General features: G+C 42.2%; 21 protein-coding genes. 11 read left to right on the top strand and 10 right to left on the bottom strand.

Annotated elements, in window-relative coordinates; translation table 11 throughout:
• Positions 1 to 8: 8 nt before the first annotated feature.
• Positions 9 to 1,046, bottom strand: a complete 1,038-nt coding sequence (locus tag E0H79_RS11795; RefSeq protein ID WP_004975327.1) for a type IV pilus twitching motility protein PilT — start codon at positions 1,044 to 1,046, stop codon at positions 9 to 11.
• 124 nt (positions 1,047 to 1,170) lie between these two features.
• On the opposite strand from E0H79_RS11795, the gene E0H79_RS11790 reads away from it, so the two are divergent.
• Positions 1,171 to 1,860, top strand: a complete 690-nt coding sequence (locus tag E0H79_RS11790) for a YggS family pyridoxal phosphate-dependent enzyme (protein WP_131261727.1) — start codon at positions 1,171 to 1,173, stop codon at positions 1,858 to 1,860.
• A gap of 360 nt (positions 1,861 to 2,220) precedes the next feature.
• On the opposite strand, the gene E0H79_RS11785 is transcribed toward E0H79_RS11790, so the two are convergent.
• From E0H79_RS11785 to E0H79_RS11775, 3 genes are all read right to left on the bottom strand, one after another.
• On the bottom strand, positions 2,221 to 2,496 hold the full coding sequence (locus E0H79_RS11785; protein WP_004975329.1) for a hypothetical protein: 276 nt from the start codon (positions 2,494 to 2,496) through the stop codon (positions 2,221 to 2,223).
• A gap of 139 nt (positions 2,497 to 2,635) precedes the next feature.
• Complete coding sequence (locus E0H79_RS11780) at positions 2,636 to 6,247, bottom strand: AAA family ATPase (RefSeq protein WP_004975332.1); 3,612 nt, start codon at positions 6,245 to 6,247, stop codon at positions 2,636 to 2,638.
• A 9-nt stretch (positions 6,248 to 6,256) separates the two neighbouring features.
• The gene (locus E0H79_RS11775; RefSeq protein WP_004975334.1) at positions 6,257 to 7,507 is read right to left on the bottom strand and encodes an exonuclease SbcCD subunit D; all 1,251 of its coding nucleotides are present in this window, start codon (positions 7,505 to 7,507) and stop codon (positions 6,257 to 6,259) included.
• Between the two features lie 481 nt (positions 7,508 to 7,988).
• On the opposite strand from E0H79_RS11775, the gene E0H79_RS11770 reads away from it, so the two are divergent.
• Entirely contained in the window at positions 7,989 to 8,435 is a 447-nt protein-coding gene (locus E0H79_RS11770) for an ABZJ_00895 family protein (protein ID WP_004975337.1), read from the top strand.
• Between the two features lie 136 nt (positions 8,436 to 8,571).
• Positions 8,572 to 9,489 carry a TIGR01777 family oxidoreductase gene (locus E0H79_RS11765; RefSeq protein ID WP_004975339.1) on the top strand — a complete coding sequence of 306 codons (918 nt, stop codon included), beginning with the start codon at positions 8,572 to 8,574 and terminating at the stop codon, positions 9,487 to 9,489.
• 20 nt (positions 9,490 to 9,509) lie between these two features.
• Here E0H79_RS11765 and thiO read toward each other — a convergent pair whose 3' ends face one another.
• Positions 9,510 to 10,628: a glycine oxidase ThiO gene (gene thiO, locus E0H79_RS11760; RefSeq protein ID WP_004975341.1), complete on the bottom strand. Its 1,119-nt coding sequence runs from the start codon at positions 10,626 to 10,628 to the stop codon at positions 9,510 to 9,512.
• A gap of 13 nt (positions 10,629 to 10,641) precedes the next feature.
• Positions 10,642 to 11,655, bottom strand: a complete 1,014-nt coding sequence (gene hemB, locus E0H79_RS11755; RefSeq protein ID WP_004975342.1) for a porphobilinogen synthase — start codon at positions 11,653 to 11,655, stop codon at positions 10,642 to 10,644.
• Positions 11,656 to 11,775: 120 nt separating this feature from the next.
• Here hemB and E0H79_RS11750 point away from each other — a divergent pair, with 120 nt between their 5' ends.
• The 5 genes from E0H79_RS11750 to E0H79_RS11730 all read left to right on the top strand — a co-directional run bounded on the left by E0H79_RS11750 (position 11,776) and on the right by E0H79_RS11730 (position 16,692).
• Positions 11,776 to 12,273 carry a thioesterase family protein gene (locus E0H79_RS11750; protein WP_096902274.1) on the top strand — a complete coding sequence of 166 codons (498 nt, stop codon included), beginning with the start codon at positions 11,776 to 11,778 and terminating at the stop codon, positions 12,271 to 12,273.
• A 222-nt stretch (positions 12,274 to 12,495) separates the two neighbouring features.
• Positions 12,496 to 13,290 carry a thermostable hemolysin gene (locus tag E0H79_RS11745; protein WP_004975348.1) on the top strand — a complete coding sequence of 265 codons (795 nt, stop codon included), beginning with the start codon at positions 12,496 to 12,498 and terminating at the stop codon, positions 13,288 to 13,290.
• 28 nt (positions 13,291 to 13,318) lie between these two features.
• On the top strand, positions 13,319 to 15,010 hold the full coding sequence (locus tag E0H79_RS11740) for an AMP-binding protein (protein ID WP_004975349.1): 1,692 nt from the start codon (positions 13,319 to 13,321) through the stop codon (positions 15,008 to 15,010).
• A complete protein-coding gene (locus tag E0H79_RS11735; protein ID WP_004975350.1) occupies positions 14,964 to 15,818 on the top strand; it encodes a TauD/TfdA family dioxygenase in 855 nt (284 codons plus the stop codon). The genes E0H79_RS11740 and E0H79_RS11735 overlap by 47 nt, the downstream gene beginning before the upstream one ends.
• 40 nt (positions 15,819 to 15,858) lie before the next feature.
• Positions 15,859 to 16,692, top strand: coding sequence for an SDR family oxidoreductase (locus tag E0H79_RS11730; RefSeq protein ID WP_004975352.1), 834 nt, complete (start codon positions 15,859 to 15,861; stop codon positions 16,690 to 16,692).
• On the opposite strand, the gene E0H79_RS11725 is transcribed toward E0H79_RS11730, so the two are convergent.
• Positions 16,687 to 18,024, bottom strand: a complete 1,338-nt coding sequence (locus E0H79_RS11725; protein WP_004975355.1) for a sigma-54 interaction domain-containing protein — start codon at positions 18,022 to 18,024, stop codon at positions 16,687 to 16,689. The two genes, E0H79_RS11730 and E0H79_RS11725, sit on opposite strands and share 6 nt — an antisense overlap.
• Positions 18,025 to 18,217: 193 nt before the next feature.
• Here E0H79_RS11725 and E0H79_RS11720 point away from each other — a divergent pair, with 193 nt between their 5' ends.
• The 3 genes from E0H79_RS11720 to E0H79_RS11710 all read left to right on the top strand — a co-directional run bounded on the left by E0H79_RS11720 (position 18,218) and on the right by E0H79_RS11710 (position 20,186).
• Positions 18,218 to 18,901, top strand: coding sequence for an MBL fold metallo-hydrolase (locus tag E0H79_RS11720; RefSeq protein ID WP_004975362.1), 684 nt, complete (start codon positions 18,218 to 18,220; stop codon positions 18,899 to 18,901).
• Between the two features lie 44 nt (positions 18,902 to 18,945).
• The gene (locus E0H79_RS11715; RefSeq protein ID WP_004975367.1) at positions 18,946 to 19,728 is read left to right on the top strand and encodes a sulfite exporter TauE/SafE family protein; all 783 of its coding nucleotides are present in this window, start codon (positions 18,946 to 18,948) and stop codon (positions 19,726 to 19,728) included.
• A 140-nt stretch (positions 19,729 to 19,868) separates the two neighbouring features.
• Complete coding sequence (locus E0H79_RS11710) at positions 19,869 to 20,186, top strand: hypothetical protein (protein WP_004975369.1); 318 nt, start codon at positions 19,869 to 19,871, stop codon at positions 20,184 to 20,186.
• 94 nt (positions 20,187 to 20,280) lie between these two features.
• Here E0H79_RS11710 and E0H79_RS11705 read toward each other — a convergent pair whose 3' ends face one another.
• From E0H79_RS11705 to E0H79_RS11695, 3 genes are all read right to left on the bottom strand, one after another.
• Positions 20,281 to 21,063, bottom strand: a complete 783-nt coding sequence (locus tag E0H79_RS11705) for a hypothetical protein (RefSeq protein ID WP_225543583.1) — start codon at positions 21,061 to 21,063, stop codon at positions 20,281 to 20,283.
• Positions 21,064 to 21,066: 3 nt separating this feature from the next.
• Positions 21,067 to 21,324, bottom strand: a complete 258-nt coding sequence (locus E0H79_RS11700; RefSeq protein ID WP_004975373.1) for a hypothetical protein — start codon at positions 21,322 to 21,324, stop codon at positions 21,067 to 21,069.
• 274 nt (positions 21,325 to 21,598) lie between these two features.
• Positions 21,599 to 22,306 carry an ABC transporter ATP-binding protein gene (locus tag E0H79_RS11695; RefSeq protein WP_026438336.1) on the bottom strand — a complete coding sequence of 236 codons (708 nt, stop codon included), beginning with the start codon at positions 22,304 to 22,306 and terminating at the stop codon, positions 21,599 to 21,601.

Genomic DNA, 22,306 nt, shown 5'->3' with positions numbered 1-22,306 from the left:
TTTTAAACTTATAAGAATGATTCAGGCTGTTTTGCAACCGTACGAGCCGTTTGTGGGCTAATCACACCGCGCGATACCAAGTTTTTCAAACTCTGGTCAAGGGTGGTCATACCGTAGTTGGCACCAGTCTGAATTGCCGAGTACATTTGAGCTACTTTGTTTTCACGAATCAGGTTACGCACTGCAGGAATACCAATCATGATTTCATGCGCAGCTACACGACCACCACCATTTTTCTTGAGCAGGGATTGTGAAATGACGGCTTGTAAAGATTCAGACAACATGGCACGTACCATGTCTTTTTCTTCGGCAGGGAATACGTCAATCACACGGTCAATGGTTTTTGCTGCAGAGGTGGTGTGTAGCGTACCAAATACCAAGTGACCCGTTTCAGCAGCAGTCAGTGCCAAACGAATGGTTTCTAAGTCACGCATCTCACCCACTAGAATAATGTCAGGGTCTTCACGCAGTGCCGAACGTAATGCTTCGTTAAAGCCATGCGTATCACGGTGTACTTCTCGTTGGTTAACCAAACATTTTTTAGATTGGTGTACAAATTCGATTGGGTCTTCGACGGTCAGAATATGGTCGTAGCGATTGTCATTAATAAAGTCAATCATCGCGGCAAGTGTGGTTGATTTACCTGAACCCGTTGGGCCTGTCACCAATACCAAACCACGTGGATATTCACAAATATCTTTAAAGATTTGTCCCATGCCTAAATCTTCAAGGGTCAAAACTTTAGAAGGAATGGTACGGAATACTGCACCTGCACCACGGTTTTGGTTAAATGCGTTCACACGGAAACGAGCCACGCCTGGGACTTCAAAAGAAAAGTCCGTTTCTAGATTTTCTTCATAATCACGACGTTGTTTATCATTCATAATGTCGTACACTAATTTGTGTACTTCTTTATGTTCTAATGCTGGTAAGTTAATTCGACGAATTTCACCATCCACACGAATCAGTGGTGGCATGCCCGCAGATAAGTGTAAATCCGAAGCGCCGTTTTTAGCGGAGAACGCCAATAATTCTGTAATATCCATGAAAGTCCCCGAGATCAATTAAATCTTAATTATTTTGATAGAATAATACGGCTTTCCATCAGCTTAACCAACTGTTAGTTGCTGGACAAGGTAAAAAAAGATGAATGAAATGAGAAATGCATCAATGAATAATCTGCAGCTTATGCGCACTCAGGTTTTGCAACAAATTCAACAGGCATGCCAGTTGGCACAGCGCGAGCCAAATACGGTGCAATTGTTGGCAGTGTCTAAGACTCATCCGAGTGAAGCCTTGCGTGAAATGTATGCGACAGGGCAGCGCGCTTTTGGCGAAAATTATTTGCAAGAAGCTTTGGATAAAATGCAGGCCCTGAGTGATTTAGAAATTGAATGGCACTTTATTGGGCATGTGCAGCGCAATAAAACCAAACATTTGGCAGAAAAATTTGCATGGGTGCATGGGGTAGATCGTTTGATTATTGCCGAGCGTTTATCGAATCAGCGCGATGCTCAACAAGTGCCCCTGAATATTTGTTTACAAGTAAATATTGATGCGCAAGACACGAAGGATGGTTGTCAGCCGAGCGAAGTTGCAGAATTAGTCCGACAGATCAGCCAATTACCGCATTTAAAACTACGCGGTTTGATGGTGATTCCTGCACCTGATCATCCTCAAGCTTTTCAAGATGCCAAACAATTGTTTGATGCAGTGAAAGCACAACATGCACAACCTGAAGATTGGGATACTTTGAGTATGGGGATGTCGGGCGATTTAAATGCCGCAATTGCAGCAGGTTCAACTATGGTACGGATTGGTACAGCATTGTTTGGCGCACGTGACTATTCCAAGGCTTAATTGCTAGATGAACAAAGAATCTGCCAAGATTTTGCAAACATTATCTTGTACGTTTTGGCTGACATTAAATGCGGAATTTTGCGGCTAGTGCTGAAGGTTGGATTTTCTTAATATGAACTTATCGGGAAACAGGGAGTTTCCTAAATAAGAAGAATAAGAAATAGAACAACACGGAAGTGCTTGGTACGACAGGAGTTATACCAAAAACTGAATCTAGAAAGCCTCGACAGGATGTCGAGGCTTTTTTAGTTATGTATGCTGTAAAGCTGTCAAAGTTTTGGCTTGTGTAGATTATTTTTAATAACCTTCACTATTTTTAGAAAGCGCCACTCCCGTCCAGTAAATAGGTGAAGTAGACATTCAAGATTTATTTTCTATCCAGATTCGAATACGGGCAATCAGTAAAAATAGCAAAAAACAGAACTGAAAGAAGCCTGTGAAAATGATGGTCCAACCGCTATTTCCAGGTGTTTTTCTTGCATCCAACTCAATGACTAAAGTGCAGACGGTGAGAATGATTTCAAAAATTAAAACCGCTTTAAAAACCCAAGGTTTAGGGAAACGTATTAACCATGTGAGAAAAATAATACTTAAACTGGGCAATACAGCAAAGAGAATAATCGTTTTTATATCCATAAAATTAAGTACTTAAAGTGTGGGTGATTTTAAAATAAATTCAATACAACTTCATGGAAGCCTAAAATCTGAAATCTCACAGTCATCTCAATAATTCTTCAATCGACAAATAATCTTCAGATTTTAGGCAGTATTGGCTTTAACCCACCACATTGACTTCACTTGCCCCTGCACCCACTGGTTTGACTTGAATTTGCACAGGAATTCGTTCGTGCATTTCCTGAATATGCGAAATCAGCACCACTTTACGTCCCTGACTTTGCAGATGGTCTAAGGCATTCATCACCATGTGCAAGGAAGTCGGGTCGAGAGTGCCAAAGCCTTCATCAATAAATAGCGATTCCAGTTTCATTGAGCCAGATGCCATATTGGCAATTGCCAGTGCCAAAGCTAAAGAAACCAAAAAGGTTTCGCCACCCGATAAAGACAGAACAGGGCGAATTTCACTGTTCATATCTAAATCAATAATCGCCAACCCCAAACTGTCAGGAATACGATGCAACTGATAACGCGAACTCAGTGGCAGCAATTGCTGATTGGTGTATTCCACCAAAATATCCAAGTGATGTTCTTGAGCAATTTTCTTAAATTTCGTACCTTCTTTATGCCCAATTAAATCGTAAATACGTCCCCAGCGGTATTCTTCAGCTTTGATACTTTCAATTTGAGTTTGATAGGTAGCAAAAATCCCTTGATTGGTGCTATTCAGGCGTAGCTGTGCCTCAATCTCATTATAGTTTTGCTGTTGTTTGGCTTTGTCTGTTTGCAGTGCTGCCAGTTGCGTGGTGACCTCGTCAAAACTCAGTTCTGGCTGTTGTTTTAAGTGCTTTTGATATTGTTCTTCTAGCGTTTGCCAAGCCGTTTTGGCACTTTCCAAACTGTTTTGCTGTTGCTGTAGCATCTTGCGTATTTGTTGATGTTCGGCATAAGAAATTTGTAAACATTCATCAATGACGCTGGCTTGAAAGTGCGTGTGTGCCACTTGCCAGTTTGCAATGTGTTGCTGGCATTCAGTGTGTTGCTGCATGCGCTGTTGAATTTTACTGTCCAAACCATGTTTTTGTAGTTGTAAGTCTTTTAACACCTGTTCTGCTTGGTTAAGCACAGTTCGTTGTGTGCTAAGTGCAAGATTGAGTTGCTGTTGTTGCTGATCTAAAGCCTGCTGCCATTCTTGATAGGTCTGATATTCACATCCCGCATGAGTTCTTGTAAGCTGCTTAATTTGATCACGCAGCTCACTTCCTGCAGTTTTAATCTGCTGCAGTTGTAGGGTTTTCTCTGCATGTTGCTGTTGTAAAAATAGCAACTTTTCTTGCACTTGCTGCTGTTGTTGAGTCAGTTGTTCAATCGTTTTGCTCAGTTGAACTTGCTGCTGCTGCAAGTGATGACGTTGCTCTAACTGTTGTAAGGCATTTTGAAAGTATTCAATCGGTTGATTGAGCCAAGCGTGTCTTTGTTCTGCATCTAAAAGCGACAAAATAGGCTGTAAACGCTGAGCGAGGTCTTGGCGTTGTTGAATAGCATATTTGAGTTGTTCTGCCTGCTGTGCAGCATTGCGCCATTGTTTCAGGGTATCGTTTGCTTGTTGAATACTCTGCTGCAAGTGTTGAGTGGATTGATGTGTTGTTGCCCAATGTTGCTGTACGTGTTCAATTTGCTTTGCAACAGGCAGCGCTGCATCCAAATCTAAAGATAAGGATGTTGCAAGCTGTTGCACCAATGTCTGTTGTTGTTCAAGTTGCTGTTGCAGTTCAAGACTGCGTTGTTGTTGTTGATGATAAGTTGCATCGTATTGACTGCGAGCACGCTCCAATTGTTGTAGCTGTTTTTGCGCATGCTCAAATTCAGTTTTGGCCTGCTGCAATTGCTGATCCTGCAATTGGTTTAAAGCGTCACTGAGTAAATTTTCATGCTGAATAAACGGATGTTCATGGCTGCCGCAGACCATACAGGCTTCATTCGGTTTTAATTGGGCACGTAAATCCTGCACACTTTGATGCTGCAATAAACGCTGCTGTTCAAAGATCTGCTGTAATTGTTGCAAGGCTTGTTCAGTAATTTGCACTTGCTGCTGTTGGGTTTGAATTTGAGTCTGTGTCTGCTGTTGCAGACTTAAAGTTTCTTGCTGACGCTGTTGTAACTGCTCAAATAGGGTGGTCTGTTGTTGCCATTGTTCAAGTGCCTGTTGCAAGCGCTCTAAAACATGCACACTCTTTAAAGCATGTTGTAATTGCTGTTGCTCTGCCGTGAGTTGCTGCTCAAGTTGTTCAGGATGTTGATATTGTTTTTCCCAAACCAACAGTTGTTGCTGTGTATGTTGTTGTTGCTCAATTAAAGTATCTAATGCAGATTGGAACAGCGTAGGGTTTTGCTGACGTAGCTGCTGTTCAAGCTGCAAATAATCTTGCAGACGTTGCAACGTAAGGGCTAAATTATCATCAAAATTTGCCCATGCCGCAGTCTGTTTGAATTGCTGTTGTAAATGTTGCTGTTGTTGTTGCTCGGTTGCAAGTTGAGTCGTCAGTTGCTTCAAATTATTTTGCACAGGCTGAATTTGCTGCTCTGCAAATAATTTTTGTGCAGCATCCAAAGCGGTATATTGTTGAAGTTTGCTAGAAATTTCATGTTGTAACTGTGCCGCAATTTCAAGTTGTGGTTTCAATTGTTCAACATGCTGCTGCCATGCCTGAAGGTCTTTTTCCGCTTGCTGTTGCTGACTAATCGCTTGCTGTTGTGCGTATTCCGCTTGTTGCAAGTTTGGTTCAAATTTCAAAAGCTGCTGATTCAGATTTTTTAGCTCGGTATCTGCTTGCTGACGCAAGACAAATTGCTCGCGGATGGTTTGAAATTCATCTAAATGTTTGAGCAATTGTTTTTGAGAGGCGAGTTTAAGATCGGCATCGACTTGAACATCATATATTTCTTTTTTAGCTTGGGTGCTGGCATAGAGTTCATGGCAATCTTTGTGCCATTTCACATCATTTTCATACAGTTTTTCGGTTTGGGTCAGCAAAGCTAATTGTTGACTTAGGTCATGTTGTTGGGTTTCTAAGTCTTTTAGTGTTTCCTCGCTGAGGAGCACCACATGCCCCATGACATTTTCAAGATCTGTTCGCTTTTGTTTAATTTCACTAAATTTAACGGCTGCACGTTTACTGACTTCGGTAAAAATTTGCGAATTGGTTAAATATTCAAGTAAATCTGCCCGTTCATGGTCTTTGGCTTTTAAAAATGCCCCAACTTCCGATTGTGCCAATAATACTGCGCGTGTGAATTGCTCAAAACTAAGACCAATCAGTTGTTCTACAATCGGCGTAGCTTCAGAAATTTTTTGATTTAAAACCCGTTGCTCATCTAGGCAGGTAATGGCACGTTCAACTTTTAAGTTTCCATCCACTTTGTTATGTGCACGGCGAATTTGCCAACGTGCCGAATAGCGTTTTTGATCAAGCGCGATAAATTCAAGTTCTGCAAAGCCAGAAGTCGTACCACGACGTAAAATATGTTTAGAGTCTTTTAAGGAAATTTCTTTGCCTGCGGTATCGGTCAGACTGCCTGTAGCACCTCTCAAACGTGGAATTTCGTCATAAAGTGCCAAACACATGGCATCCAGCAAAGTCGATTTGCCTGCACCAGTTTTGCCCGTAATTGCAATTAAACCTGCCTGTGCCAGTGGCTCATCTTCAAAATTGATGACATGCGTGCCTGCCAAAGATGCCAAATTATTTAAACTTAAACGTAAAATTTTCATGGCAAATCCTTAAGCTTTATTCTGATCAAGTTCTTGTTGGGCTTCGGTCAAAAGCTGTAAAAAATCTTGGCTCACTTCTGGGTCAGGTTGATAGCCCATTTTTTCCCATAAATCTAAAAATAATTTTTCAGGCGTAGGCGGCTCTAAATCAATTTTTGATTGTTGCACGTTCGAGTTTTCACAGTTTTGAAAGCGTCGTGCAATGCGCAGTAAACGATAGCGGTTGGCAGGCAGTGCTTGTTCAATTTGTTGGCGTAAATCAATGGGTGGCGGGGCATCGCTGATATATTCAATTTCTAAAAAATGCCGTGCGCAAACTTCTGCAATTTCATCTTTTGGCAATTTATTCAGTTCGGTGATTAATTCAGAAAGTTCACAGCGAATCCGAAGCAGCTCTACCGTACGTGGAATAAGCAAGCTTTCATATTGGAAACGCTGTGCATCTGCCTGTAATGGATCAATCCTAACTTCAAGGACTTGGTGTTTATAATTCAGCTCGCTAAATGATAAAGGGATGGGTGAGCCGCTATAGCGAATGTGTGGCTGTCCGACCTGTTGCGGTTTGTGTAAGTGTCCGAGTGCGACATAGTCAATCACCTCATCAAACAGCGCAGTCGATAAGGCTTCTTCATTCCCCACTACAATTGGGCGTTCTGAGTCGGAAGTTTCGCCACCTTGCATGTGTGCATGTGACATTAAAATCAGGGCTTGATCGGGTTGTTTACGGGCTTTGGCTTCTGCAATCAGTTGTTGATGTAAGTAAGCAACCGCAGATTGATTGTCACTGCTATGTTCATTTAAACCTGTAATTTCTGCACTGCGTAAATAGGGCAGGGTCAGACACCATGCCACAATATTTTGCGCAGCGTCATAAATAGGCACTAGGAGTTTATCTAAATCTAATTTTTGCTCGGCTGTTTTACCAATCACGCCCACAGCTTTGGCGTTGAAGCGGTCTAAAAAGGGTTCAACTTGCTCAATGCGATACCCAGAGTCATGATTGCCTGCAATCATTAAGGTTTGCATGTGTGGAGCAAGCACATGCGCATCGGTAAGGAATTGATAGAGTTGTTTCTGAGCGCTCGAAGCAGGATTGACCACATCAAAAATATCGCCTGCTATGAGCAGGGCATTCGGCTGTTTGCTTTTAATTTGAGTTAAGAGCCAATTTAAAAATTCAGTATGTTCATATTCACGTTCATGGTGATGGAAAAATTGCCCCAAATGCCAATCAGACGTATGTAAAAAATGAACAGCCATGCGTGTTCCAATCTTGATGTTGAATTATGGGATAACTTAACATAACTGAGCGCAACACTGCGGCAAAAAACCAGTTTTCTGCTTTTAAAGCGACAATTTAGGTCGCAGAGATTTTAAAGAGAAGGGAAAGTAAAATCTGTCGTGATCTGTATAGAAAAATATAGAGAGTTAAAATACTGATGTTAGAAAGGCTAAAAAAAGACCTTAAAAAATAAAGACCGACGATTCGAGTGATGATGAAATCGTCGGTCAAAGAAAAACTTGCGATACAGTAAAGCTTTGGCTGCTGTTCAAAGCATGACTGTATGCGATTTATTGCTTTAGTCAGGTCACCGAAAATATTGTGGATGCCATACACATTAACGGTTGTTGTGACCTTGTAGCCTATATAACGTCAGGCTTTTGTATTCGGTTGACAATTTCATGAAAAAAAAATCAATTTTTTTTATACTAGGCTGAATCTTTTGTCTGAGTCATCTTTATGGTATCGCTAAGCCGTTATTTTATCTGGTTTTTCTTGTATTGCTTTGTGATGACCTGTATTTGTGGCGTATTGGCTGCATTATTACCTGCGGGTGTAGGCGGGATTTTAACTGCGGTGCCTTATTTGGTTGCCATGATTTTAGTGCTGTATAAGTTTTTAAAACAACAACGCCGTGCGCCGAATGACAAGGAACGCAAGACATTTACTTTAGGATTTAGCCTGATTTTTTGGGGCTATAACTTGGCGTTTTTATTATTAGGTTTGGCGATATTTTCTCGCCAAAACCCAAGCATTTGGCAAGATTTTTTACAGTATTTGCAACAGCCGCAATTTATGAGTGTGGTGGTGATCATGTTCTTGTTGATCGCAATTCCATTGTATCTGCTGACCTATTGGTTTTATGGTAAACAGGCACAGCGTATGGCAGTTAAAATGTTTGGCTGATAAAAGAAGTTGTTAATATCTGATTTTCTTCAAATATACATGATCAGTTATGTGATGATGATTTGCTTAGACTTGAACATTCAGTCTAAATCACGTATAGCTAAAACTATATTTTTCATCATGCTGAGATTGGAAGATGCATAAACCTTTGGTACTGGTAACAGGGGCAAGTGGTTTTATTGGTTCACAATTGTTGCCGTTTTTATTGCAACAGGATTATCGGGTGGTGGGGCTAACCCGACAGCCCAATCGAGTATCCAAACATCCACAATTACGCTGGATTCAGCAGTTAGATGAACTCGACACCGAACAAATTGATTATGTGATTAATTTGGCGGGAGAAAGTATTGGGCAGGGCAGATGGACAGCAGCACGCAAACAAAAATTGCTTGATAGTCGAGTTCAGACCACACTGCACTTATATCAATATCTTGAAAAGCGCCGTATTTTCCCCAAGTGTATTATTTCAGGCTCGGCAGTGGGGTATTACGGAATTGACCCGCAGGAACAATGGTCAGCAGTATGTACCGAACACAGTGCAGCACAAGATATTTTTATGTCGCAGTTGTGCCAGCAATGGGAACAGGCTGCGTTAAGCTTCAGCCAGCAAAATACTAAAATTATGCGCTTGGGCGTGGTGTTTGGGCGCGGTGGTGGCATTTTACCGCAAATGTTATTACCAATTCGTTTAAATGCCGTCGGGCGGATTGGGCATGGACGGCAGCCTGTTGCATGGGTGCATATACAAGATGTTTTACAGGCCATTCACTGGTTAATGACGCAACCTGTAGACGCCAAAATTTTGAATGTGGTTGCACCTGAAAAAACCAGTCAGCAAGACTTTGCCGAAACCGCAGCTCGGCTTTTAAAACGTCGTCCATTTTTGGTGTTACCTGCTTTTGTCTTGCGTTGGTTATTGGGCGAGCAATCGCAATTGGTGCTGAATGGGCAATATGTTAAACCACAAGCGTTAGAACAAGCAGGCTATTGCTTTCAATATCCAAAACTTGAACAGGCGCTAGCGGCTTGTCTGGGTGCATCATCCTCTACTTAAACAGAGGATGCTGCTGAGTGTTATGCACAGATTGAGGTGGGCTGTAACTGCTTTGGATCATAAGCGGCAGGATCAACAATCGTTTCTTGCCCAAGCATGAGCTGTCTTAATAACTGCGCTGAAGCAGTGCCCATACATAAGCCATTACGGAAGTGTCCGAAATTCATCCATACATTATTTAGGCTTGGCACTTTGCCGATATACGGCACACCTGTAGGCGAGCCTGGACGTAAACCAGCCCATTGTTTCACAATGGGGAACTGTGCCAATTCAGGCACCATTTCAAAACAAGCCGTTAAAATATCTTGTTGGGTTTGCGGGTTTGGTGTGGTGTCAAAACCAACGTGACGCATACTGGAACCGCATAGCACATGCCCATCTTGACGTGGAATCAAGTACATCACCTTGTTCATGCACATGCTTGGCAACCATTGTGCAGGGGTTTTAAATAACACAATTTGCCCTTGTACAGGCTGTACAGGAATCTCTAAACCCAGTTGTGCCGCCCAGTGCTGTGACCATGCACCTGTCGCAAGCACGATATGATCTGCACGATGCAAGCGACCATCGGCAGATTGAATGGCTTGAATACGATCTTCAGTGATCTGAAATTGCTGAATTGGGCAGTGTTCAAAAAATCGCACGCGCGGATGTTGTTTCAAATATTGCGTGAGCGATTGTAATAAACGCGGATTGCGCACATTGGCAAGTTGTGAGAAATACAGGGCTTGTTTAAATTTGGGGTGGATATGCGGGTTAATTTGTTCGAGCTGTTCCCGATTCAGACATTCAGCTTGCTGCATCGGTTCATGATGACGTTCGGCATAATTTATACCAATCTCAAAATCATCTTCATCAAAAATCAACATGCCTGTTTCATGGATTTCAAAATCAATGCCTGTAATAGGTTTGAGTTTTTCATTCCATGCTTGGTACTGCGGTTTGGCAAATTGGGCTAAGTCATTGACCGCTTGAGGATAACGCCACGGATACATGGGAGAAAGAATTCCACCACCTGCCCATGATGCCGCTTGTGCTGCTTGTTGTTGATCAAAAATACTGATAGAGCAGCCCTGCTCTACCAGTTCGAGTGCAGACAACAAACCGCTGATGCCTGCACCAATGATTGCGATGTGCATGAAAGTCGCCTGTTTATGCCATATCTTTAAGTTTGAGTGCTGCTTCTTCGGCAAAATATGTCCAAATACCATCTGCACCTGCACGGCGGCAACTCATTAGCGATTCAATAATCACACTGTCCGACAACCAGCCATTTTGAATCGCGGCAGCAAGCATGGCGTATTCACCACTCACTTGATAGACAAAGGTTGGCACACCAAAGTTATCTTTCACTTCACGTACAATGTCTAAATAAGGCATGCCTGGTTTTACAATCACCATGTCTGCACCTTCTTGAATATCCAGTGCAATTTCATGCAAGGCTTCGGCACGGTTGCCAATATCCATTTGATAATTGTATTTGTTGCCGCCTTTTAGGTTGCTGGCAGAACCGACTGCATCACGGAAAGGACCGTAAAAGCTAGAGGCATATTTGGCTGAATAAGCCATGATAGAGGTATAGATATGCCCGTTGCTTTCCAACGCCTGACGAATCGCACCAATACGGCCATCCATCATGTCACTTGGCGCAACCACATCTGCACCCGCTTCGGCATGACTTAAAGCCTGTTTAATTAGACATTCAACCGTTTCATCATTCAGGACATAGCCTGTGTCATCAATAATGCCATCTTGACCATGAGTGGTGTACGGGTCGAGTGCGCCATCGGTAATAAGTACCATCTCTGGCAATTCTTTTTTCAGCAGGCGTAGTGTGTTTTGCACCAAGCCATCTTCACGCCATGCTGCTTCTGCGGTCAGGCTTTTGTCTTCTTGTGGTGTGACTGGAAATAATGCCAGTTTAGACACGCCCAACTGCATTAAACGCTCGGCTTTTTTGAGTAATAAGTCTGCCGATAAACGCTGAATATTCGGCATGCTTGGAATATCTTGGGTTTGATTTTGTCCCGGTAAAACAAATACAGGATAAATCAAGTGATCTGTGGTTAAGTGAGTTTCGCGAACCATGGCGCGTAATTGATCATTTTTACGGATACGACGCATACGAGTGGCAGGAAATGCAGGGCGATTGAACGTATAGGTCATAAAAATCTCACTGATCAGTATTAAACTAGACGACTATTGTAGCCCCTTAAATTTCATTTGGGCATACATTGGCTGTTTTTATTGTTGGTAAATTGAGTTGTTTGGACTTTTGGGCACGTTATGAGTAATGCAGAGAAAAATTGGACTGGGAATATACATTTAGGCGCGAAAGTCGATATTGATGTCGTGCTAAGACAATTGGTCAATGCATTTAATGGATCGCCATTTTTTCAACACAATGGCATGAGCATGCGTGTGGTAGATGGTCAAATTGAAGCCTATATTGAGATGCAACCGTATATGGTGGGCAACGTGGCTTTCCAAATTTTACATGGTGGTGTTGCTGCAACCATTTTGGACAGTGTGGGCGGTATTGTGGCAATGGGGGAGTTATATAAACGGACAGAACCTGACGATTTGCCCGATACCATTAAAAAAGTCACTCGTTTGGCTACCGTAGATATGCGAGTGGATTATTTAGCACCGGGACGCGGCAAGTATTTTATTGCCCGTGCGGAAACTTTGCGTTTAGGGCGTAAAGGCTGCACCATGCGTATGACGATGGTCAATGATGAAGATAAACCAATTGCAACGGCAATTGCATCTTATGCCTATTAAAATCTAAGGTAGGGCGCGAACAATTGTGTTTTGCATAATTGGATGACTGTTTATTTTTGATTAGTTTATTGTTTTAAACATATAAGGAGTTGAGTGATCATCTCCTTTTTTTGTGTGCATGAAGAGTTTTTTGAATTGTGACAGTTTGTAGCGACTTAAGTTTTCTTTAAGTTTAGATTTCTATCTTGAGCATTGAGTTATTTTCTATCCAATGTGATGCACATGATCAAATTTAATTTTGATGCTCAATCATCCAGTCAAACGCATTTTCTGGATGCGAATTTTCATCAGAAAAAAAATAAAAAACAATTCAACGGGTATGCATCTGTAGCGCAGCCGTATAAACCACAAACGAACCCAAAACAGTTGAACCTAGAACAGCCACATTTAGATGTATTACACAGCTATGCCTCGGTGATTCAAGCACACACAACAGCACAACATTTAAATGTGACAACTGTGACCCAAGATGCTAGCAAACAACGCTTGGCATTAGAGCATTTTATTCGAGATAAATACCAAAAAGTCCATCAGGCATCCATAAATACTTTTTCAGATACCTTGTTTGCAGGCTATGTAAACCACGACATGCAAGTGGTGATTGGCATGCAACCATTGGGCGCAAACCAAGCCTTTTTGGAACAGTATTTAGATGCACCCATTGAAACCATTTTAACCCAATTGAGCCAAGTGCCTGTAACGCGCGCGCAGATTGTTGAAATTGGCAACTTGGCAGCGCAAGACATGAGCAAAGCCAAATTGATGGTGGCTTTTTTGGTCTTTCACTTATCGCAGAACAATGTGTCGTGGGCAGTTTGCACAGGAACAGCAGCAGTGCGCTATGTGTTACAGCAAATGGGTTTGCATTTTCAGGTACTAGAAAAAGCCAACCCCGAAGCCTTGGGCGATGCACAGCATCAATGGGGCAGTTATTACCAACAGAAGCCTTATGTACTGGCGATTGACGTTGCAGCAGCGTTGGCGGTCACGCAACAGCAATATTGTTTTTATGCCTAAGGTCATGCAGAAAGGCGGAAATTGAAAGATGAATGAGTTATTTGAAAACCTGAATCACTATGCCCAAACAGACCCTGAGCGTGAAGCAATTGTGACGGCACAAACCACACTGAGTTATGCCACATTACAGCAACGGGTTGAGTTGCTCAGTGCAGAATTGGCAACTTATCAAGTACAGCGTTTGGCGTTGTGGGGTGTGAATCAGGCCGATTGGATTGTGGTCGATTTAGCCGCACGTAAAGCTGCAATGACAGTCATTCCTGTGCCTTTATTTTTTACTGCTGCACAAGTGCAACATTTACTGCAAGACAGCCAAGCGGAGTTGCTGTGTATTTTGACGGATACTGCACAAAGCGATACTCCGTCCAATGTTAACTCGGCTATTGGAAATACTGCTATTCCAGAAGCTTTGTTGGAGATGATTGATGCAGTTCAGGCACAGGTTTTGCCACCATCAGATTTATATCAAGGGCAGTTGTTTCGTCTAAGCGTTGAAACAGCACAACCGCATTTATCCCCAAATTCTGCTGAGCAGCCTACAAAAATTACTTATACCTCGGGCAGTACAGGTACACCCAAAAGTGTGTGTTTGGCAGAAGCCACCATCAATTCAATTACACACTCTTTAAGTCAGGCATTACAAAGTAGCCAGCTTGGGCGGCATTTGTGTCTAATTCCATTTGCAACATTGCTTGAAAATATCGCAGGCGTGTATGTGCCTTTTCACATGGGACGTGCAGTGGTGGTGGCTGAAGTCATCCAGTTCGGTTTGCTGTCCAACCATGAGTTTGATGTTTCACGCTTTGTCGATGCCGTGCAGCAATATTGCATTGAAAGCGTGATTTTATTGCCGCAAATGCTCAAAGCGATTGTGGAATATATCCATCAATACGGCGATTTGGGCTTGCGCACTTTGAAGTTTATTGCCGTGGGTGGTGGCAAGGTGTCTGCAGATTTACTCAAGCAGTGTCAGCAATTCAATTTACCTGTTTATGAAGGTTATGGTCTGTCTGAATGTGCATCGGTCGTGAGTTTAAACCTGCCTGAAGCTCGCAGAATTGGCAGTGTTGGCCGCGTATTACCGCATGTTCAAGTCGAAATTGCTGCCAATCAAGAAGTGGTGGTCAAGGGCAATGCCATGTTGGGATATATGCATGAACTTGGGCGTGAGCAGGATGCGGTATCAGCCGATATTCACACAGGCGATGCAGGTTATTTTGATGAAGATGGCTATTTATATATCACGGGGCGTATCAAGCAAATTATTGTCAGCAGTTTTGGGCGCAATATTTCACCAGAATGGGTTGAATCGAACAGTTTGAGTGAGCCTGAAATTCAACAGATTGCCGTGTTTGGTGAAGCGCAGCCGTCATTATCTGCAGTGATTTATGCCGAGGAACATCGTTCAGATGCGCAATTGGCAGCCGCGATTTATCGTGCCAATACCCGTATGCCTGATTATGCCCAAATTAAACACTGGTGCCGTGCTGAACAACCTTTTTCTTTAAATAATCAGATGTTAACCGATAACGGAAAATTGCGTAGAGCAGTCATTCAGCAACAGTATCAGACAGCTTTGGCACATCCTACAACGTATTTAATGGCTGATCTTGGAGATGTTTCACAGATAGACATCAACCTGTCAGTCATCAATAGAGATAGAGAGAAATCACATGAATATTGCACAACAGCAATTCAAACATTCCCCACAACAAATTAAAGATCGTTTGGTGGAGCACGGTTGGGTTTTACTTAGAAATGAACATTATGATGTGAATGCGTTTAGTGGGCTGATGAGCAATATTTGCCAAAAGCTGACCTATGACCCTGCACGTGAAAATGTGACCCGACAATCGCAAAAAGTAGATGCAGGTACGCAGGCAATGGGACTGCATATAGAAAATGGTTCAACCCCAATGCCGCCTGATATTATTGCTTTTTTTAGTGAAAAAAGTGCTTCGCGTGGTTCGCAGACTACTTTATGTGATGGACATGAGGTATGGCAAAAACTGCCTGATACACTGAAGCAGAAATTTGCTGAACCGATGACCATCAGCCGTTACTTACCCAAAGCGATGTGGCAAAAGTATGTGGCGACAGCACTCAATATTGCCGATGCCGTACAGGTCGGGCAGCAGGAACTCGCTCATTTTATTGAGATGATTCCTGGACAACGGATTCGTCCTGCGCATGATGAAGGTGTGCAGTATGACTTGCACATGCCGATGATTCGCCATGACAATTTAAAAGCTGTGCCTGCCTTTGCCAACACCTTGTTGGGGCCTTCTTATAATTACGAAAAGCCGCGTTTTTACTTTGCTGATGGCAGCGAAATCCAAGCGGAATTATTGGAAGAGTTGGCAGAGCGATGCGAGCGTGAAACCTCAGAAATTGACTGGCAAGATGGTGATGTGGTGCTCATTGATAACAAGCGCTTTATGCATGGCAGACGTGAAATATTGGTGCCATTAGAAGATCGTAAACTCTATATTTGTATGGGCTTGGGACTGAATCCTGCATTTTTATAATTGAGTTGTATCGAATATCTTAAAATTGAGAGTATCTTTTATGTCAAATTTAACTGCGGTGATTTTCGGGGCAACAGGCGGGATTGGTCATGCGATTGCGCATCATTTTGCTAAAAAAGGCTTAAACTTAATTTTGGTTGGGCGTAAGCAAGACACCTTGCAACAACTAGAGCAAAGTCTGGCGCAGCAGTATCCTCAGTTGCAATTACACAGTCTGCGTTGTGATTTAATTGATGCCAGCAGTCGTCATGATTTTATTCAGGCACTTGCCGCATTAAAACAGCCGATTCATTACTATATTAACAATGCAGGCATGAATGATTTTCGTCTGTTTGCGCAGCAATCACAGGATACCATTGAGCAAATGATGTTGGTCAATGTGGCTTATCCGCTGCAACTGATTCAGGATGTGATTCCATATATGTCGGACAGTCAGCCGAGTCAGATCATCAATATTGGCTCGACTTTTGGCAGCATCGGCTATCCTGGCTATGTGAGTTATTGCGCCAGTAAGTTTGCCTTGCGTGGTGCAACTGAAGCGTTGGCGCGAGAGTATTGTCAGACTGCCATTCGTTTTAGATATTTCTCCCCACGCGCGACCAATACCAGTATGAATAATCCCGATGTGATTGAAATGAATATCAAAATGGGTACAAAAGTGGATTCACCTGAATTTGTGGCACAAGAACTGTATCAATTTTTACAAACAGACCGTCAATCCTATCAGGTCGGTTATCCTGAAAAAGTCTTTGTAAAACTTAATCAGTTGATGCCTAGCCGAGTCGCAGCTGCCATTCAAAAAGATTTAGACACCATTTATGAATATGCAGATCAAAGCAAAGCGTCCTTTATTCAGCAAACTTCCGCCTCATAAATGATATTTTTTTCGATAACGCCATAAGGTGGTTCGGCTAATGCCCAAGGCTTGTGCCACCAATTCAGTTTGCCCCTGATATTTTTCCAGTAAATCCTGCAGTGTGTCTTTATCTACTTTATTGTTGGTTTTGATGGGCAGCTCAATAGGTTGTGGCGTTGGGGGAGCTGTGGCGAGTTTCAAACTAGCATGCACAATTTCATCGGGTAAATCGTGTTGATCAATTTCCGTTTTACCTGCTGACATGGTCAATGCATACAGCAAGGTATTTTTTAATTCACGCACGTTGCCCGGCCAGTCGTAATTGATTAATACCTTCAGTACTTGCTCGGTCAAATGTGGCGTGACCTGAAACTGGGCTTGTTGTTGCAAAATAAATGCTGCAATTTTAGGGATATCTTGTTTACGTTCACGTAGTGGTGGCACAAAAATTGGAATCACCCGTAAACGATAAAGTAAATCTTGGCGAAATCTGCCTAAACGCGCTTCTTCACGTAAAGCGCGATGGGTTGCGGTAATAATTCTGACATTCGATTTAATCGCTTTTTCACCGCCCAAAGGGGTGAATTCGCCCGTTTCTAATACTCGCAATAATTTGGCTTGCAGTTCCAGTGGAATTTCTGCAATTTCATCTAAAAATAAAGTACCACCTGCAGCACGTTCAAACACACCTTTATGCTCACGAATTGCCCCTGTAAATGCACCTTTCACATGCCCAAACAATTCACTTTCTAAAATATTGGCATTTAAAGCAGCACAGTTAATCGCAATAAAGACTTGTGCATGCCGTTGGCTGCGTGCATGTACTGCTTGCGCCACCAACTCTTTACCACTACCAGATTCACCACGCACCAAAACAGGAAACTCAGTAATCGCTACCCGTTCAATAATGGAATACATATGCTGCATTTGTGGCGAATCACTATGGAAAAACTCCGCCAAACTATTTTGTGCTTGGGCAGATGGGGTGAGTGTTTGTGATGACACTGTTGCAACGCTAGGCTGCAGAAAGAATAAACATCCTGTGAAATCGGCTGTATGGACACGAATATTTAAGCTGTGGTAGTGCCATGCCTTAGCACTATTCGGGAGTTGCAGCAGACCTGTCTGTGGTTGTGATGCTGATTGTGATTGTAGTTTTAATTTCAATAATTGATTTTTTAATGTTTTACCCGTAGCTGCAGAAACAGAAGCATCTTGTGCATATTCATAAATCCATGTTTGAGCAATGTCGTCATAAACATAGAGCAAACTGTCTGGACAAAGTTGTTGTAAATGAAACAAAAAGCTTTCAAGACTGGCTTGTTGTTCAAAGTCATGTATCGCATTCATGATGTTTCATCTTTTGTTTCATTATTGATTCAATTGAAACATAAAATGCAACAGATGTGAAACATGGAGGATGATCTAAATTAAACAATATTTCTTAATATATTGTATTTTATTAATATATTTAAAAGAGATTAAGTTGGCACTATATTTGCAAAATTAAGAATAACAAAATATAAAACTCAGTATCTATCTCATGATCTTTCATCAATTTTTTGAAGCTGACAGCTCGACCTATACTTACTTATTGGCATCTGAACAAACCCGTGAAGCGGTGCTGATTGACCCTGTAATTTCAGAGGTTGAGCAATATGCTGCTTTTCTAGAACAGCATGATTTGCAATTGGTGTATAGCTTAGATACGCACGTACACGCTGACCATATTACTGCTGCCAACGAACTCAGAACACGTTTTGGTTGTAAAACTGTATTACATCGTAATTCAGGTGTGGTGTGTGGCGATATTTTCATTACCGATGGCAGCGCCATTCGTGTGGGTGAATTATTGATTGAAGCACGTTATACCCCGGGTCATACCAACGCCTGTACCAGCTATGTGGTCAATGGCATGGTATTCACTGGCGATGCGTTGTTAATTGATGGTTGTGGTCGTACTGACTTTCAGGAAGGCAACCCAGCGACTTTATATGACAGCATTCATCTACAAATTTTTAGCTTGCCTGATGACACTTTGGTGTATCCAGGGCATGACTATAAAGGGCGTTTATCTTCTACCGTTGGGCAGGAAAAACGCAATAACTCGCGTTTAGGACAAGGACGTACCAAAGCGGAATTTATTACCCTCATGCAGAATTTAAACCTGCCTTATCCAAAACATATTGATGTGGCTTTGCCTGCCAACAAAGTTTGTGGCAAGTGATGTTTGCACAGCACAACATAGTGATGGAATAGGGGGAAATACGCATGTGGATGTTAATCCTAGAAGGCTTGGCGATTGGTACTTTGCTGGGTTTAACTGGGGCAGGGGGCGGTATTCTTGCCGTTCCTGCACTTATGGCAAGTCAGGGCTGGACTGTGGCGCAGGCTGCACCTGTCGGTTTATTGGCAGTCACTTTGGCGGCTTTGGTTGGCACAGTTGAAGGCTTGTTCAAACGTATTGTGCGTTATCGTGCTGCATTGTGGATTGCCTTAATCAGTATTCCATCTGCACGTTATGGGGTGCATTTGGCAGGTATTGTCCCGCCCATTTGGTTAACACTGGCGTTCAGTCTGGTCATGTTGATTGTGGCGTATCGTATTTTCTTTAATAAAGTCAACGACCAAGTTAATCCACCGTGTAAGGTAAACCAAAACACAGGACGCTTAATTTGGAATGTTAAAACGGCGTCTTTGCTTGGTGGTGTGGGTGTAATTGCAGGCTTATTGACGGGTTTGTTGGGTGTGGGCGGTGGTTTTATTATTGTGCCGTTATTGCGTAAATTTACCGATTTGGATATGCGCAGTATCGTCGCAACCTCTTTGATGATTATTTTCCTGATTGGTGGCGTGAGTATTTCAGCACACGTTTTAGATGGCTTTCAGTACCCAATGGCAGTCACCATCACCTTTGTTCTGGCATGTATTGTCGGGATGTTACTTGGACGTACTTTGGTACATCGCATGAATAGCAATACTGTACAAAAGGTATTTGCTACGACAGTTATTGGTGTTGCGTTCTACCTCATTTATACAGCGATTATGGCTTAAGTCTAATATTTGGATACTATGTTTTTACTTTGAACTGCAGTATTGTGAATAGGTAACGTATTGTTAAGTGTAAGAAAAAGCACTAGACCTAGACCAAATTAAAGATTAGCTTAGTTGTATAAGATGACAAGGAGCCAAGAATGAAAAAACATTTATTTTGTGTGGGTGTAGAGTTCCGTAAAGCATCCGATGAAACAGGCTCTTATGCGTATTTGACCGCATATTTAGGCGCAGATGACTTACATGAAGCGATTGATCGCGTTCAGAAACAACTGGAGCAAGAAGGCAATAAAGTATTGTTCGTTCGTGGTTGCTGGGTTGTCGATGCCGATTGTGATGATGGTTTCTGCCCAACTGAAGAAAGTAATGCTGCCTCTAAAGCAGACCTACTGTTCAACGATGAAATCTATTATGGCAAATTGCAGCAATGGTCAATCAACAATGGCTATGAATACTGAGTAAAATGTTGGCTGAGTAAGATGCCGATGGGTTCAGTTTACTGACCTGTGAATATTTAAAAAACCGCGTTTGAATGATTCAAGCGCGGTTTTTTTATTCTTCATCAACCAAATGAACAAGTACATATTTTTCAAACCAGATCGGAAACTCTCCTTTAAAATCTGGATTAATGATCAATGTATCTCCGTTAGTCACTTCACAGATATAAGAAGCCATATTCTTGGTCGCATTACTTGAGTTATCAAATAAATACGCTCGGTCGGATACTTCAATCGCATCAATCAACATGTGCATAGTGCGGAAATAGCGTTCACGGATTTTAATTTCTTCGACTGGATGACCACCATTTTTCACACGTTGTTTAACTCGGTCCACATTAATATCAGGGTCCTCAGTCGTCACAAAGTATAAATAGGTACGATAGCCTTGCGTTTTAGCATCTCGCAAAAACTCGATTTTACTCTCATGAGACATTACGGTTTCAAATGTAAATCCAACCTTAAGCGTAAGTAACTCTTTACGGATGACATCAAGAATTCGGGCTGCGAGGTAGGAATCAATCGTGTTCCCGCTTAAGTCGATTAAGCTTCCATCAATCACAGGATCTACTGAGAGGAGAGGACTTTTGCTTAGAGTACCATCTGCATTTTTTAGTGGTCGACTTGCTTGAGTAAGATAATCAACCAATATGTTTGCATTAATGCGTATATCAAATTGACTTAGATCAAGAATGGGTGTGGCTTTAAGATCGCGCTCAAGGTTGTCAGCATTCAAAAACAATTTAGATAAACGGCTATCTAAACCATTAATCATCGTACTTTTGCCCGATCCATTTGGACCCGCAAACATTCTGATTCGAGGTGTTTTTGGCAACATAAATTATTCTGCAGTAGCCTCTATGTTACGTTTTCTAATTTTAAAGGTTCTGCGACCATTAAACTGGCGGGCTAGATCAGGGTTCCGACCAGATAACTGTTTGATTAAAACTGGTTTGCCATTCGGGGTTTTGCTGACTAAGGCATCATTTTCCACATAAAGTACTCGATCACTGTGAGCTACTGCAATGAAGCGTTCACGCAAAACGTCAGCTGCAGCTGTAGCGATTTCACTTTCATTGGTTCGGTTTCTAGTTGACATATCTAAAACCTCTAGGTGATTAAGTTTCATGGTTAGCGCGTCAATTCTTGGATTAAGAATAAATTGCTCTATTTAATCAATATATGCGTATTTTGATTAAATTCCAAGAACAGTATGAAGCTAGTAAGTATTATATTTTTGCATTTCTGATGCTATCAGAATACCACATCAACCGTTTTTTAGCATTGTGTCGCATGTAACTTGAAATGCAGATATTTTATTGCTTTTGATATTGAGCTAAAACATCAGTTTCCAGCGCTGAAAACTTTAGAGCCTACTTAAAAGGACGTCCTTCGCCTTGTTCTTCATAAGTCACACCATCTCGAATGTGGTACAAGCGTTTAAAGGTAGGGATGATTTTATCGTCATGTGTGACTACAATAATTGCAGTTTGAAATTTTTCTGCCATTTCGTGTAATAAGCGAATCACGGTCATCGCGCGTACACTATCCAATGGTGCAGTGGGTTCATCGGCTAAAATCACAGGCGGTTGATTAATCAAACCACGTGCAATGGCGACACGCTGTTGTTCACCACCAGACAATTGCCCAGGCATGGCATGTACCCGATGCTGCACATCGAGCGCCGTTAAAATTTCCAATGCGCGGGCGCGGGCAATGTCATTGGCTACGCCTGCTAACATCGGCAGCAGCGCTACATTATCCAAAACATTTAAAAAAGGAATTAAGTACGGGGTTTGGAACATAAAACCAATTTTATCGCGGCGTAAGGCACTTAAGTCTTTGACTAACCAACGTTGGTCAAAAATCACCTCATCGCCCAAAGTCATGCGTCCTTCGGTAGGATCAATCACTGCACCTAAACATTTGAGTAAGGTACTTTTGCCCGAACCTGAGGGGCCAATCAGCCCAACTACTTCACCGGGCGCAACCTGCATATTGACATCTTTTAAGGCATAAAAGGCATTGTCACCTTGTCCAAAACGCTTTTTTAAACCTTCAATTAAAATGCCGTGTGTCAT

Source organism: Acinetobacter sp. ANC 5045 (assembly GCF_004331005.1).
GTDB classification, from domain to species: domain Bacteria; phylum Pseudomonadota; class Gammaproteobacteria; order Pseudomonadales; family Moraxellaceae; genus Acinetobacter; species Acinetobacter towneri.
Note: the sequence above shows the minus strand (reverse complement) of the source record. Positions and strands in the feature narration are given on the sequence as shown.

What these genes read in the sequence shown, in the direction of transcription:
- E0H79_RS11795 (WP_004975327.1), bottom strand. Translation starts at nt 1,046, where the DNA reads ATGGATATTACAGAATTATTGGCGTTCTCCGCTAAAAACGGCGCTTCG.
- E0H79_RS11790 (WP_131261727.1), top strand. Translation starts at nt 1,171, where the DNA reads ATGAATAATCTGCAGCTTATGCGCACTCAGGTTTTGCAACAAATTCAA.
- E0H79_RS11785 (WP_004975329.1), bottom strand. Translation starts at nt 2,496, where the DNA reads ATGGATATAAAAACGATTATTCTCTTTGCTGTATTGCCCAGTTTAAGT.
- E0H79_RS11780 (WP_004975332.1), bottom strand. Translation starts at nt 6,247, where the DNA reads ATGAAAATTTTACGTTTAAGTTTAAATAATTTGGCATCTTTGGCAGGC.
- E0H79_RS11775 (WP_004975334.1), bottom strand. Translation starts at nt 7,507, where the DNA reads ATGGCTGTTCATTTTTTACATACGTCTGATTGGCATTTGGGGCAATTT.
- E0H79_RS11770 (WP_004975337.1), top strand. Translation starts at nt 7,989, where the DNA reads ATGGTATCGCTAAGCCGTTATTTTATCTGGTTTTTCTTGTATTGCTTT.
- E0H79_RS11765 (WP_004975339.1), top strand. Translation starts at nt 8,572, where the DNA reads ATGCATAAACCTTTGGTACTGGTAACAGGGGCAAGTGGTTTTATTGGT.
- thiO (WP_004975341.1), bottom strand. Translation starts at nt 10,628, where the DNA reads ATGCACATCGCAATCATTGGTGCAGGCATCAGCGGTTTGTTGTCTGCA.
- hemB (WP_004975342.1), bottom strand. Translation starts at nt 11,655, where the DNA reads ATGACCTATACGTTCAATCGCCCTGCATTTCCTGCCACTCGTATGCGT.
- E0H79_RS11750 (WP_096902274.1), top strand. Translation starts at nt 11,776, where the DNA reads ATGAGTAATGCAGAGAAAAATTGGACTGGGAATATACATTTAGGCGCG.
- E0H79_RS11745 (WP_004975348.1), top strand. Translation starts at nt 12,496, where the DNA reads ATGATCAAATTTAATTTTGATGCTCAATCATCCAGTCAAACGCATTTT.
- E0H79_RS11740 (WP_004975349.1), top strand. Translation starts at nt 13,319, where the DNA reads ATGAATGAGTTATTTGAAAACCTGAATCACTATGCCCAAACAGACCCT.
- E0H79_RS11735 (WP_004975350.1), top strand. Translation starts at nt 14,964, where the DNA reads ATGAATATTGCACAACAGCAATTCAAACATTCCCCACAACAAATTAAA.
- E0H79_RS11730 (WP_004975352.1), top strand. Translation starts at nt 15,859, where the DNA reads ATGTCAAATTTAACTGCGGTGATTTTCGGGGCAACAGGCGGGATTGGT.
- E0H79_RS11725 (WP_004975355.1), bottom strand. Translation starts at nt 18,024, where the DNA reads ATGAATGCGATACATGACTTTGAACAACAAGCCAGTCTTGAAAGCTTT.
- E0H79_RS11720 (WP_004975362.1), top strand. Translation starts at nt 18,218, where the DNA reads ATGATCTTTCATCAATTTTTTGAAGCTGACAGCTCGACCTATACTTAC.
- E0H79_RS11715 (WP_004975367.1), top strand. Translation starts at nt 18,946, where the DNA reads ATGTGGATGTTAATCCTAGAAGGCTTGGCGATTGGTACTTTGCTGGGT.
- E0H79_RS11710 (WP_004975369.1), top strand. Translation starts at nt 19,869, where the DNA reads ATGAAAAAACATTTATTTTGTGTGGGTGTAGAGTTCCGTAAAGCATCC.
- E0H79_RS11705 (WP_225543583.1), bottom strand. Translation starts at nt 21,063, where the DNA reads ATGTTGCCAAAAACACCTCGAATCAGAATGTTTGCGGGTCCAAATGGA.
- E0H79_RS11700 (WP_004975373.1), bottom strand. Translation starts at nt 21,324, where the DNA reads ATGTCAACTAGAAACCGAACCAATGAAAGTGAAATCGCTACAGCTGCA.
- E0H79_RS11695 (WP_026438336.1), bottom strand. Translation starts at nt 22,306, where the DNA reads ATGACACACGGCATTTTAATTGAAGGTTTAAAAAAGCGTTTTGGACAA.